This is a genomic window from Muriicola sp., assembly GCF_049669965.1.
Lineage (GTDB): Bacteria > Bacteroidota > Bacteroidia > Flavobacteriales > Flavobacteriaceae > Muriicola.
In genome coordinates this window covers 31,125-43,792 of record NZ_JBATLB010000209.1, presented here as the reverse complement: position 1 = coordinate 43,792, position 12,668 = coordinate 31,125, and the positions used below count along the sequence as shown (strand labels likewise).

Genomic DNA, 12,668 nt, shown 5'->3' with positions numbered 1-12,668 from the left:
TAAATTTTAAGCAAAAATGGGAAATCCCCATGGACAAAACAACAGGGAATTGTATTATTATTCTCTATCAAAGAGAATGTTAAAAGCAGGGCAACCCTTTAATATAATTTGTATCTTAGAGAAGTAATCGTTTAAACCACAATATTTTGCGAATCAGTTCCTGGTACATAGTAGCATTTTTCTGTTGCCTTCCTTTTGTAGGATTGACACAGAAATTTCAGTTACCCGAAGGAGTGAAGTCCCAAAAAGTAAGTTTTCAGCTCATCAATAACCTCATTGTTATCCCCTTGGAGATCAACAATGCAGAACTTAATTTTATCTTGGACTCCGGTGTAAGCAAGCCAATACTTTTTAACCTCTCCGATAAGGATTCTATTGAATTAAAAAATGTTTCTGAAATGACGATCAATGGGTTGGGAGCCGGTGAACCCATAAAGGCGTTAAATTCTATTGGGAATAGTTTCAGATTAAAGAAAATTAGGAATAACAACCAGCAGCTCTTTGTGGTGTTAGACAAGGATATAAATTTCTCTCCTACACTGGGTCTACCTATTCATGGGATTATAGGATTTGATCTTTTTCGCGATTTTGTAGTTGATATTAATTACGGAAAGAAATCGATCAGATTCATAGATCCGAAATATTACAAACCCAGGCGATCAAAGAACACGGAAACCTTACCTCTGGCCATTATAGACAGAAAAGCCTACATAGATGGAGAGGTGAGTTTTGATGAGGAAACAGACGTAGGTGTTAAATTGCTGGTAGATACAGGGAGTAGTGATGCTGTATGGCTGTTTCAGAACCTTGAAAAAGGTATTAATGTTCCCACTAAACACTACGTGGATTATCTGGGAAAAGGTCTAAACGGAAATATTTTTGGCAAACGGACCAAGGTACACAGTGTAAAACTCGGCAGTTTTTTATTAAAGGATGCCAAGGCTGCCTTCCCCGATATGTTCTCTTTTAGCAGTATAAAAGATCACGGAGACCGGAATGGAACCGTAGGGGGAGAGATCCTGAGAAGATTCAATATTGTCTTCAATTATCCGGGTAATGAGATACTCCTTAGAAAGAACAGTAATTTTAGTGCTCCTTTTAAATTTAATATGAGCGGGTTGGAATTGCAGCACAATGGGGTGCGTTATATTGCCGAACGAATTACAGACTCTCGTGGGGTAGTGAGAAACGATGAACGCTCCTTTGGGGATGTGCAAATCCTTATGGAGAACCGAACCCGACTAAGTCTGGTGCCGGAAATTATCGTATCGGGAATAAGAGCAGGCAGTCCTGCAGAGGAAGCAGGCCTGAAAGAGGGTGATATCATCCTGGCGGTAAACGGCAAACGTATTCACAAATATAAACTACAGGAAGTGCTGAATATGATCAATGAAAAAGAAGGTAAGAAAGTGCGCCTATTAATTGAACGATACAGCAAAGACCTAACATTTTCCTTTACACTTAAAGACGTATTCAAGAAAAAACCCTGACATTACTGCCAGGGTTTTTATTATATATAGTGTTAAGGACTATTTTCCATCCATTGCTTTTACTTCCCCCTTGATCTTTAAGACCTTTGTAGGAGTATCTGCATTCGATATAACCGTAATGGCCTTTCTGATAGGACCAACTCTGTTGGTGTCATATTTCACCTGAATTTCACCTGTTTTTCCAGGTAATATTGGCTCTTCTGGTTTTTTAGGGATGGTACATCCACAACTAGAACTTACTTTGCTTATGATCAAAGGAACCTCTCCTGTGTTTGTAAATTCAAATACACGAACACCGTCGCTTCCTTTTTCAATTATACCATAGTCTACTGTCTCGGCTTTAAATTGAATTTTTGCTATTTTTTCTTGAGCTTGTAGGCTAAAAGCCATAAGGCCCATAAACAATACTACTGCTATTTTTTTCATTACTTTACTTTTTGAGGAATCTCAAATGTAGCATATTTGCAACAACATCCAAAATTCTTTTGTTATCTACTAACGTTACTTATTTTTGTTTCGTATTTCAAAATTAGATTTTAGTCCCCTTTAACTATTGCTCGGGCCCTTATAATTCATGAAATTTACATTCACAATTAACTAGTCAAGAATCATACCAATTATGAATATCCCTTCAAAATATGAGCCTAAAAAGATAGAAGACAAATGGTATGCATATTGGTTAGAACACCAGTATTTCAAGTCGCTTCCCGATGACAGAGAGCCCTATACTATTGTGATACCACCCCCCAATGTTACAGGGATCCTACATATGGGGCATATGTTGAATAATACACTGCAGGATGTGTTGATCAGAAGAGCCCGACTACTAGGGAAAAACGCCTGCTGGGTGCCTGGGATGGATCATGCATCGATCGCCACCGAGGCCAAGGTTGTAGCTAAACTCAAAGAAGAAGGAATACTGAAGTCTGATCTGAGCAGAGAAGAGTTTTTAGAGCACGCCTGGGATTGGACCAATACCTATGGAGGGGTCATTCTGGAGCAACTCAAAAAATTAGGGTGTTCCTGTGACTGGGACAGGACAAAATTCACTATGGATGACGATATGTCTGCCTCTGTGATTAAGGTATTTGTGGATTTACATAAGAAAGGCCTTATTTACAAGGGGTATAGAATGGTGAACTGGGATCCTGAAGCAAAAACAACCTTATCCGATGAAGAAGTGATCTATGAAGAAAAACAAGGGCAATTATATTACCTAAACTATGCCATTGAAGGCAGCAAGGATTCACTTACCATTGCCACAACCAGGCCAGAAACCATTTTGGGAGATACGGCAATCTGTATTCATCCCGATGATGAGCGTTTTAACCATTTGCATGGAAAAAATGCTATAGTGCCGGTTTGCAATAGGGTAATTCCCATTATTCTTGACGACTATGTGGATATGGAATTTGGAACAGGTTGTCTAAAAGTTACACCGGCACATGACGAAAATGACTGGAAATTAGGAGAAAAACACGGCCTGGAGACCATTGATATCTTTCAGGAAGATGCAACTCTTAATTCGCACGGATTACACTACCAAGGGAAAGACAGATTCATAGTACGCAAGGAAATAGTCAAGGAACTGGAAAAGTTAGGAGCTTTGGCGAAGGTAGAGGCCTATACCAATAAAGTAGGGACTTCTGAGCGCACCAAGGCGGTCATTGAACCCAGGTTACTAGACCAGTGGTTCCTAAAAATGGAAGATCTGGTTCAACCTGCACTCAAAGCAGTTTTAGATACTCAGGAAGTTCGATTCTTTCCTAAGAAGTTTGAGAACACCTATCGTTTCTGGATGGAGAATATCCGGGATTGGAATATTTCCCGCCAACTGTGGTGGGGTCAACAGATACCGGTCTTTTATTACGGCAATGGGGCGGACCATGTGGTGGCCGAAAATGCTGAAGACGCTTTGAAATTAGCCAGGGAAAAATCCGGAAACTCCGTCTTACGCCTAAAAGATCTGCGTCAGGACGAGGATGTCCTGGACACCTGGTTTTCATCCTGGTTGTGGCCCATAAGTGTGTTTGGAGGTATTCTGGAACCAGACAACAAAGAGGTGAATTATTATTATCCAACGAACGACCTGGTAACGGGCCCGGACATTATTTTTTTCTGGGTTGCCCGGATGATTGTTGCCGGGTATGAATTCAGGAACAACAGACCCTTTGAGAATGTTTATTTCACAGGCCTGGTAAGGGATAAGGAAAGACGAAAAATGTCCAAACAGTTGGGCAATTCCCCCGATGCTCTTAAGTTGATGGAAAATTACGGAGCAGATGGGGTACGCGTAGGCCTGATGCTCAGTGCCGCTGCTGGGAACGATCTCTTGTTCGATGAGTCACTTTGTCAGCAAGGGAAAAACTTTGCCAATAAGATATGGAACGCTTTCAGACTGGTAAAAGGATGGGAAGTTAGCAAGCAATCACAGCCGGAAGCCGCCGCATTAGGTGTAGCATGGTACGAAGCAAAATTCAATGAGACCCTTGTTGAGATCGAAGATCATTTTTCAAAGTATCGGATCTCCGATGCCTTGATGGCTATCTATAAGCTCATTTGGGACGATTTTTGCTCCTGGTTCCTGGAGATCGTAAAACCAGCCTACCAGCAGCCTATTGATGAGGTTACCTATGGACAAGTGATCTCATTGTTTGAAAAGAATTTAAAGATCTTACATCCCTTTATGCCTTTTCTTTCAGAAGAAGTTTGGCAGTGTATGGCAGACCGGACCCCGGAGGAGGCGCTGGTAGTTTCCTCATGGCCCGAGATGAGCCCTGTTAACTCAAAACTTTTAAGCGAGTTTACCTACACCACTGAGGTTATTTCCAGTATCAGGACGATCAGAAAAGAAAAGAACATTCCTATGAAAGAGGCGCTGAACCTCGAATCCTTAAATCCTCAGGAAGTATCGTCTCGCTGGGATGCGGTCATAATAAAACTAGCCAATATTGAGGCCATCAAAGTTATTTCCAAAGCACCCGAAGGAGCTATATCTTTCAGGGTAAAAAGCAATGAATATTTTGTTCCGGTAACAGGAGCCATAGACGTAGCGGCAGAAATTAAAAAAATACAGGATGAATTAACCTATACCAGGGGATTTTTAAAGTCTGTAGCGAAAAAACTCTCCAATGAACGCTTTGTAAACAATGCTCCGGAACAAGTAGTGGCCATGGAAAAAAAGAAAGCGATGGACGCCGAAGAAAAAATTGAAACCCTTGAAAAAAGTCTGGCCGGTTTAGGAGAATCCTAAGGTTCTTTCTTAATATAAACCTAATAAACACTGCATTATCAGGTACTTGTAATATATTTACCTCAAAAAAAAGATGAAAAAGATAAACTACCTTGCAGCAATTGGTGTCTTCGCCAGCTTGCTTGGGTGCTCCAATGATGGAGAAACTTCAAACGATAATACTAACCCAATGCAACCAATCGCAAGGACGGTTATTGCAGATGCGGCCTTTGAAGAGGCATTGGTTGAGCTCGATATTGACGATGTGGTAGACGGCTCCGTAGTGACCGGCAGAGTAGAAATGGTGACCTCCCTGGTATTAAATGACAAAGGCATTACCAGTCTGCAGGGCATCACTGATTTTAGCATGCTTGAAAATCTAAGGGTAGATGATAATCAGATCAGTTCTTTAGATCTCTCCCAAAATACCCTTTTAAAATTCATTTTTGCTGAAAACAATGTACTTACCAGCATTAATGTGAGTAATTTGAACATCCTGGAAAAACTGGCTGTTACCAATAACAACCTAACCCAACTCGATATTTCAGATAACGGGGCACTTCAGGTATTGCAATTAGCAGATAATACCCTGGGAGCTATCGATATCTCCGGAATTCCAAATAATCTTCAGTTAAATACTTTTGCCGTTGAAAATAACCCTCTAACGTGCATTCAGGTAAACCAGGAGATACTGAATGATATTCCATCACAATGGTCCAAAGATGAGGCAGATACTTATGCCTTAAGCTGCAATTAAGCATTTTGAGTTTTTGAATCGATTTAATGCAGATCTAAAGCTGTTTTTCTATCTTTAAGGAAAGTAACAAACAATGAAACGACTATTCTTATTGATCGCCTTGCTACCATGCTATGTGACTTCTCAGGAAAACACTACCAAAATACTTCCCAGGGAAGTACAGATAAATACGGCTGTATTGCCCGTGCCCGAGGGTCAAAAAGATGCGGCCATGGTGTATGGGTATAATGCAAAAGGTGAGTTTGTAGTGCTTCGGGAAGGAACCAATAATCTGGTATGTATTGCAGATAATCCCAACAGAAAAGGCATAAGCGTAAGTTGCTATTCCAAAAGACTAGAGCCCTTTATGGCAAGAGGCAGGGAGTTAAACGCTCAGGGAAAAACACAAGAAGAACGCAATGAAATAAGGGGTCGGGAAATTGAATCAGGAGTTTTATCTATGCCAAAAGAACCCAGCATGCTCTATGTCTTATTTGGTACGGAAGAGGATTATGATACTTCTACCGGTGCCTTGCCAAATGGAAAGTTCCGATATGTGATCTATACCCCATTTGCAACCACAGAATCAACCGGACTGCCAGATAAGCCTCATGCCCCGGGAATGCCCTGGTTGATGGACCCTGGCACCCATAGGGCACACATTATGGTGGGGCCTTTTAATTAATTGCCTTTAATACATTTTATAGGTATTTCACTATCTTTAACCTATTGATCAGGACCTATGGAAACATACGCCAGAGCGCTCTTATTTGCAATTCCTTTTTTTATTCTTCTCCTTGTGGTTGAGATTCTTTACGGCCATTTTGTAAAGAACCAACAGCACAAAGTGCTCGATACCGTGAGCAGTATTAGTTCCGGACTCACCAACATTGTAAAGGATTCCCTGGGTCTCGGGGTGATCATAATCAGTTACCCTTTTTTATTGGAGCACCTGGCCGTAACATCTGTAAAAGCAACGTGGCTCGTATGGGGAATCGCTTTTCTTGCGATCGATTTTGCAGGATACTGGAATCATCGCCTCAGTCATCATATCAATTTCTTTTGGAATCAACATGTGATCCATCACAGTAGTGAGGAATTTAATCTGGCCTGTGCCCTGCGACAATCAATTTCTAATTTGTTGGGTTATTTCCCTCTCTTCCTTATTCCGGCGGCACTTTTTGGTGTACCGGCAGAGGTGATAGCCATTATTGCACCTATCCATCTTTTTGCCCAGTTCTGGTATCATACCCAGCATATTGGTAAGATGGGCTGGCTAGAATATATTATAGTAACGCCTTCACAGCACAGGGTACACCATGCGATCAATACGGAATATATTGATAAGAATTTAGGTCAGATCCTCTGCGTTTGGGACAGATGGTTTGGAACGTTTCAGGAAGAATTAGAAGATGTGCCACCGCAATACGGAGTATTAAAACCCGTACACACCTGGAATCCTATCCTTATTAATTTTCAGCATCTGTGGCGACTTATGCTCGATGCCTGGCGTACCCGAAGTATTCGCGATAAATTCAGGATCTGGTTTATGCCTACAGGTTGGCGCCCGGCCGACGTAAAGGATCTATACCCTTATGAGGTCATAGAAGATGTGTATGCATTTAACAGGTATCAAACAAAGGCATCCCCTTTTTTAAAAGGGTATTCAATCTATCAAATGGTGATTACCCTTTTGCTTATTCTCTTTATGTTCTATAATTATTCCGCCATAGGATTTGGAGGCTTACTTCTTTTCGGGGCGTTTATATTTCTGGGAATTTTTGGTTATACCAGTTTAATGGATCGTAAGACCTTTGCTTTTTATATTGAACTTTTCAGAGCCCTCGCCGGGATTATTCTTATTGGTTACACAGGGGATTGGTTTGGGGTAGATGCGTATTGGAGTTCTGGAAGTTTACTAATTGGCCTTTATTTTGTCACTACAGGAGTTGGAGGATTCTATTTTACCTTTATAGAACGTGCAGAAATACATCAGGAAATTGCTTATTAATAATGATCTTATGGCCATTAGACCTTATATCCTTGCCGAGACCAACTGGAAATCCCTTAAAAATGCCTCCTTTGAACTAGCTGTTTTGCCATGGGGCGCCACCGAAGCACATAATTACCATTTGCCCTATGCCACCGACGTTTACGAAGGAGAGGAATTGGCTTCTGAGGCCGCGAAGCATGCCTGGGAACAAGGGGGAAAGGTCATTGTCTTGCCTGCAATCCCCTTTGGGGTTAATACGGGACAATCCGATATCTATCTGGATATAAATCTAAATCCTTCTACCCAGTTCGCCATTCTTTCAGATATCCTTACAGTTCTAAACAGGCAGGGCATCAGAAAATTTATGATCTTTAACAGTCATGGGGGTAACAATTTTAAGGCGCTTGTGCGGGAACTGGGCTTAAAATTCCCAGAGATGTTCATATGTGTTTCAAATTGGACCAAAGTATTTGACAGAGCGACATATTTCAAGGAAACGGGGGATCATGCGGAAGAAATGGAGACCAGCCTGCTTTTGTATTTAAAACCAGATCTGGTACTGCCAAAGAAGGAGTGGGGGAAGGGTAACGCCAAGTCATTTAAAATCAAAGCTTTTACAGAAGGATGGGTGTGGGCAGAACGCAAATGGTCTCAGGTATCTGAGGACACAGGTATAGGAAACCCCGCTTTTGCAACCAAAGAAAAAGGTGAGCAATTCTTTAAGGATGTAACTGCTAAAATGGGAGAGATGATGCTCGACTTGTGTAGGGCAGATATATCGGATCTCTATGAATGAAAATTCTTAAAAATTACTTCTGCCAAATTCCTTTTTTACCAATACAATATACATTTCCATAGCCTCTTCAGGCTGTAGGTTCTGTGCCTGAATCAGGGCATTGGCCTTAAACGCATTGATCAGTGGGGTCTTACTTCCCGGATTGTTGTAGTTCTTATTGGCTATTTTGTAGTAGGCATATAGTTTCAGAAGCAGATCTGGCGGGAGGGGGTCGGTATAGTTACTCACAAAATTAACCGCTTTCTCAAATTCTGTATGTAAACTATCCTTCTCCATCTTCTATTTTTACGCTGGCAATACAGGTTATGGCTCCTTTTACTTTTTGATTTAGTTTTACCGCTATTCGTGCATCTAAAGGTAAAAATAAATCCACCCTGGAACCAAATTTTATAAAGCCGCTATCCTCACCCTGCTGAACACTTTCACCCTCTTCCGCATAATTCACAATGCGCCTTGCCATGGCACCTGCAATTTGGCGATACATAATGTCTCCGAATTTAGGTGTTCTTATCACGACGGAGGTGCGTTCATTTTCTTCGCTCGACTTTGGGTGCCAGGCGAAGAGGTATTTACCGGGATGATACTTTGAATACCGCACCACACCGCTTGCAGGATATCGGGTAACATGCACATTTACCGGTGACATAAAAATAGAAATCTGCTGTCTTTCGTCCTTGAAATATTCGTTTTCCGTGACGCGTTCAATGACCACCACTTTTCCGTCGACAGGAGCGTGGATTTCATTAAAGTTTTTGTTCGCTATTCTTTTAGGATTTCGAAAGAATTGTAGGATCAGGATAAGGATCACAATCGAAACTACTTGCAGGACTATCTTAATAGAAGGGTCCTGAATGTAAAAGTGCGCCAAAAGGATGATCACTGCTGTGATAAAAAAAGTAGATAGGATGATGGCACGCCCTTCTCTATGAAACATAGGTAAAAATATTTAAGGTCAAATATGCAAATGGTGCTGCAAATATAAGACTATCTAACCTATCGAGCATACCTCCGTGCCCTGGTAATATGGCACCGCTGTCTTTAACGCCTGCCTCTCTTTTAAGCTTAGATTCAACCAGGTCCCCAACACTGCCCATGATCACGATCACAGCTGCCAGAATGATCCATTGTGTTGGTTTTACAATAGGTTCGTAGTGCGCCATGATATAGGCTGCTATCATGGTAAAAATAAAACCGCCAATAGTGCCTTCAATGGTCTTTTTTGGAGAGACAGAAGGAAAAAGTTTTCTTTTTCCAATAGACTTGCCTACCAGGTAGGCAAATGAATCATTAACCCAAATAAGAATGAAGATACCCATTATCAACAATTTTGCAAATGCATCGTTTTTGTAAGGGATCATGGTCAAAAAGATGCAGCCTCCCCCAATATAGAAAAGCCCTACGAGAAACTTCTCATAGGCATGGTATATTTTTTTACGTGAAAAAAGAAAATAAATCAGAGCAATGTTTACGGTGATGGAGAGGAACATGAGCACGTTGATAAGCACTTCATCCCTGATGATATAAATAAATAACCACCATAATCCCAGATATGCTGCAAAAACATGGTAGCCCCTCAGACCAACTAATTTTTTGTATTCATAAAGACAGGCCAGGCCAAAGACCATAAAAAGAAAATCGAAAGCGTCAGAACTTAGAAAAACGGCGGAGAGCAGTAAAATAACATATACAACTCCTGTAAGTAAACGCCTTAAAAGTTCTGTCATCTTATAGGTCTTCCAATAGTATGAGGTATAAATGCTTAGAACTACTTCCGTATGTCAGAAAGTCATCCGCATTTTCATTGGTAGCCTGAAAGTGTTTTAGAGTGGTGATATTCGCCGGGATGCCTTTTTTGTATTTCTTTTTGATCGCCTTTAAGCCTTCCCCAATATTTTCCACTAATTGACTTGTAGTTGCAAAAACGATAACATTCTCGGGGAGTTCACTCAGTTTACTTTCTTTTAATTGATTGGAGCAAACCAAAATAGATCCGTTTTGGGCAATAAGGTGTTCACAAGTTGTAAAAAAGATCTCAGTGTCTGCCACTTTATGGCTGAAAACTATGTTCTCCTTGGAAAATTTTTCTTCCAATCTGGGGTCCATGCTATAGAATGGTAACTCTTCCCAATGGTTTTCTTCAATTATATTCTTTAGGGCTTCTGAGACTTCTGCAAATGAGTCGCAATACAAGAATTTCCCTCCGTTCTTCTTGAAATGAATAGTAAATTTTTCATCAATGGGAAGATTCAGGTCGGGCATGTGGACTCCTCTGGTCTCCATAATTGCCTTAGAGCCCTTCTTTTTTTTACCTCCCCCAAATAAGCTGGAAAATAGTCCCATTTCTTGAATTAGATCGTGATTAAAGTACTAATTTCTACAACAATTCAAGGAATTTATTTTTTATCCTTGGCTAGTTTTTTTGGTTTTTCCTTGTCCTCAGGCAGTTCTTTAGCCTTAGGTTCTTCCTTTTCTATGGTAATCTCTTGTCCTTTCTTATCGAAATGTTTTTCGAAAGGTCTTTTTCCAAATATCTTCTCAAGGTCTTCTTTAAAGATAACCTCTTTTTCTAACAACCTTTCTGCAAGTTCGGTCAATTTGTCCTTGTTCTTTTCTAAGACCTGTATAGCTCTGGCGTATTGGGCCTCAATAAGCTTGGAAATTTCCTGATCTATGGTCTGAGCAGTTTCTTCGCTATAGGGTTTGGTGAAACCATATTCATTTTGCCCTGATGAATCATAATAGGTAAGATTCCCTATCGCATCATTGAGACCATATATGGTTACCATGGCCCGTGCCTGTTTCGTAACTTTCTCAAGATCGCTTAAGGCACCAGTGGAGATCATGTTGAAAATTACCTTTTCTGCAGCCCTTCCTCCCAGAGTAGCACACATCTCATCCTTCATTTGTTCCGGTCTAACAATAAGTCGTTCCTCTGGCAAATACCAGGCAGAACCTAGGGATTGGCCTCTTGGGACTATAGTTACCTTTACCAGGGGTGCGGCATGTTCTAGCATCCAACTTACGGTGGCGTGCCCTGCCTCATGGTAGGCAATGGTCTTCTTCTCGTCCTGAGTAATGATCTTGTTCTTCTTTTCCAGTCCACCTACAATACGGTCTACTGCGTCCAGGAAATCTTGTTTTCCAACTGCCTTTTTCTCTTTTCTGGCTGCGATTAATGCTGCTTCATTACAAACATTGGCAATATCTGCTCCAGAGAATCCGGGCGTCTGTCTAGCAAGAAAGTCGAGGTCGAGCGTTTCTGCAGTTTTGATAGGTCTTAAGTGTACCTCAAAGATCTCCTTGCGTTCTCTGATGTCTGGTAAATCTACATAGATCTGCCTGTCGAATCTTCCTGCCCTCATCAATGCCTTATCCAGTACATCGGCCCTGTTAGTGGCTGCCAGTACTATGACATTGGTGTTGGTTCCAAAACCGTCCATTTCTGTGAGAAGCTGATTTAGAGTATTCTCTCGCTCATCATTAGATCCTGTGAAATTATTCTTTCCTCTGGCGCGTCCAATGGCATCTATCTCATCTATAAAGATGATCGCAGGAGCCTTATCCTTGGCTTGTTTAAATAGGTCGCGTACTCTGGAGGCTCCTACGCCTACAAACATTTCTACGAAATCTGATCCCGACAAGGAGAAAAACGGCACCTTGGCCTCGCCGGCCACTGCTTTAGCGAGTAAGGTTTTACCGGTACCCGGAGGGCCCACCAGCAAAGCGCCTTTAGGTATCTTTCCACCCAGGGATGTATACTTATCCGGATTTTTGAGGAATTCTACGATTTCCTCTATCTCTTCTTTTGCGCCTTCCAATCCTGCAACATCTTTAAAAGAGGTCCTGGTATCGGTTTTCTCATCAAAGAGTTTCGCCTTAGATTTACCTATGTTAAATATCTGTCCGCCTGCACCTCCTGCTCCTCCGCCAGACATACGCCGCATCAGATAGATCCAAATTCCAATTATAAGGACAAACGGGATGATGGTTATTAAAAGGTCCCCAAGTACGTTCGATTCTTTATCAAATTCTACGATAGTATTGAGGGAGTTCTCTTTCTTAATTTCTGTGATTTCATTTTGAAAGATCTGTAGATCACCATAATCCAGGACATATTGAGGGAGCTCTGCCGTTGTGGGAAAGAAGGGTTTATTGGCCACATCTTTATGCACATCTTTTGCCAACGCCTCTTCGGTCAGAAATACTTTGGCCTGGTTGGTGTTGGTAATGATTACGATCTTTGCAATATCACCAGTCCTCAGGTATTGTTGTAATTCAGAGGTAGTGGTCTTCCGGGTAGAAGTAAGACTTCCGCTCCCAAAAATATTAAAACCTATGAGTAAAACCGCAATCAGGCCATAAATCCACCAGGAGCTGAATTTTGGTTTTTTCTGCGGGGTACTATTATTTTCTTTAGCCAT

Annotated in this window: 12 protein-coding genes; 6 read left to right on the top strand and 6 right to left on the bottom strand. The window is 41.3% G+C overall.

Annotated features, from left to right (window positions below):
- Positions 1-146 precede the first annotated feature (146 nt).
- Complete coding sequence (locus tag WBM49_RS10860; RefSeq protein WP_424372073.1) at positions 147-1,490, top strand: aspartyl protease family protein; 1,344 nt, start codon at positions 147-149, stop codon at positions 1,488-1,490.
- 39 nt (positions 1,491-1,529) lie between these two features.
- Here the strand turns inward: WBM49_RS10860 and WBM49_RS10855 are convergent, their stop codons facing one another.
- Positions 1,530-1,916 (bottom strand): DUF1573 domain-containing protein, encoded by a 387-nt coding sequence (locus WBM49_RS10855; protein ID WP_424372072.1) that lies wholly within the window; start codon positions 1,914-1,916, stop codon positions 1,530-1,532.
- Positions 1,917-2,109: 193 nt separating this feature from the next.
- Between WBM49_RS10855 and WBM49_RS10850 the strand changes: the two genes are divergently transcribed.
- The 5 genes from WBM49_RS10850 to WBM49_RS10830 all read left to right on the top strand — a co-directional run bounded on the left by WBM49_RS10850 (position 2,110) and on the right by WBM49_RS10830 (position 8,247).
- Complete coding sequence (locus WBM49_RS10850) at positions 2,110-4,743, top strand: valine--tRNA ligase (RefSeq protein WP_424372071.1); 2,634 nt, start codon at positions 2,110-2,112, stop codon at positions 4,741-4,743.
- A gap of 73 nt (positions 4,744-4,816) precedes the next feature.
- Entirely contained in the window at positions 4,817-5,479 is a 663-nt protein-coding gene (locus tag WBM49_RS10845) for a hypothetical protein (protein ID WP_424372070.1), read from the top strand.
- A gap of 73 nt (positions 5,480-5,552) precedes the next feature.
- The gene (locus tag WBM49_RS10840; RefSeq protein WP_424372069.1) at positions 5,553-6,143 is read left to right on the top strand and encodes a hypothetical protein; all 591 of its coding nucleotides are present in this window, start codon (positions 5,553-5,555) and stop codon (positions 6,141-6,143) included.
- Positions 6,144-6,200: 57 nt separating this feature from the next.
- Positions 6,201-7,469, top strand: a complete 1,269-nt coding sequence (locus tag WBM49_RS10835) for a sterol desaturase family protein (RefSeq protein WP_424372068.1) — start codon at positions 6,201-6,203, stop codon at positions 7,467-7,469.
- A gap of 10 nt (positions 7,470-7,479) precedes the next feature.
- Positions 7,480-8,247, top strand: a complete 768-nt coding sequence (locus WBM49_RS10830; protein WP_424372067.1) for a creatininase family protein — start codon at positions 7,480-7,482, stop codon at positions 8,245-8,247.
- A gap of 6 nt (positions 8,248-8,253) precedes the next feature.
- Here the strand turns inward: WBM49_RS10830 and WBM49_RS10825 are convergent, their stop codons facing one another.
- Genes WBM49_RS10825 through ftsH form a run of 5 tightly spaced genes read right to left on the bottom strand, consistent with a single transcriptional unit; the run spans position 8,254 to position 12,668 of the window.
- Entirely contained in the window at positions 8,254-8,523 is a 270-nt protein-coding gene (locus WBM49_RS10825) for an acyl-CoA-binding protein (protein WP_424372066.1), read from the bottom strand.
- The gene (locus WBM49_RS10820) at positions 8,510-9,181 is read right to left on the bottom strand and encodes a phosphatidylserine decarboxylase family protein (protein WP_424372065.1); all 672 of its coding nucleotides are present in this window, start codon (positions 9,179-9,181) and stop codon (positions 8,510-8,512) included. Before WBM49_RS10820 ends, WBM49_RS10825 begins: the two co-directional genes overlap by 14 nt.
- Positions 9,171-9,971: a phosphatidate cytidylyltransferase gene (locus WBM49_RS10815; RefSeq protein ID WP_424372064.1), complete on the bottom strand. Its 801-nt coding sequence runs from the start codon at positions 9,969-9,971 to the stop codon at positions 9,171-9,173. Before WBM49_RS10815 ends, WBM49_RS10820 begins: the two co-directional genes overlap by 11 nt.
- Position 9,972: 1 nt before the next feature.
- A complete protein-coding gene (locus WBM49_RS10810) occupies positions 9,973-10,587 on the bottom strand; it encodes an LUD domain-containing protein (protein ID WP_424372063.1) in 615 nt (204 codons plus the stop codon).
- Between the two features lie 53 nt (positions 10,588-10,640).
- Positions 10,641-12,668, bottom strand: a complete 2,028-nt coding sequence (gene ftsH, locus WBM49_RS10805) for an ATP-dependent zinc metalloprotease FtsH (RefSeq protein ID WP_424372062.1) — start codon at positions 12,666-12,668, stop codon at positions 10,641-10,643.

Excerpts from the sequence above, each read along its gene's own strand:
- WBM49_RS10855 (WP_424372072.1), bottom strand. The coding sequence starts at position 1,916 with ATGAAAAAAATAGCAGTAGTATTGTTTATGGGCCTTATGGCTTTTAGC.
- WBM49_RS10850 (WP_424372071.1), top strand. The coding sequence starts at position 2,110 with ATGAATATCCCTTCAAAATATGAGCCTAAAAAGATAGAAGACAAATGG.
- WBM49_RS10845 (WP_424372070.1), top strand. The coding sequence starts at position 4,817 with ATGAAAAAGATAAACTACCTTGCAGCAATTGGTGTCTTCGCCAGCTTG.
- WBM49_RS10840 (WP_424372069.1), top strand. The coding sequence starts at position 5,553 with ATGAAACGACTATTCTTATTGATCGCCTTGCTACCATGCTATGTGACT.
- WBM49_RS10835 (WP_424372068.1), top strand. The coding sequence starts at position 6,201 with ATGGAAACATACGCCAGAGCGCTCTTATTTGCAATTCCTTTTTTTATT.
- WBM49_RS10830 (WP_424372067.1), top strand. The coding sequence starts at position 7,480 with ATGGCCATTAGACCTTATATCCTTGCCGAGACCAACTGGAAATCCCTT.
- WBM49_RS10825 (WP_424372066.1), bottom strand. The coding sequence starts at position 8,523 with ATGGAGAAGGATAGTTTACATACAGAATTTGAGAAAGCGGTTAATTTT.
- WBM49_RS10820 (WP_424372065.1), bottom strand. The coding sequence starts at position 9,181 with ATGTTTCATAGAGAAGGGCGTGCCATCATCCTATCTACTTTTTTTATC.
- WBM49_RS10815 (WP_424372064.1), bottom strand. The coding sequence starts at position 9,971 with ATGACAGAACTTTTAAGGCGTTTACTTACAGGAGTTGTATATGTTATT.
- WBM49_RS10810 (WP_424372063.1), bottom strand. The coding sequence starts at position 10,587 with ATGGGACTATTTTCCAGCTTATTTGGGGGAGGTAAAAAAAAGAAGGGC.
- ftsH (WP_424372062.1), bottom strand. The coding sequence starts at position 12,668 with ATGGCTAAAGAAAATAATAGTACCCCGCAGAAAAAACCAAAATTCAGC.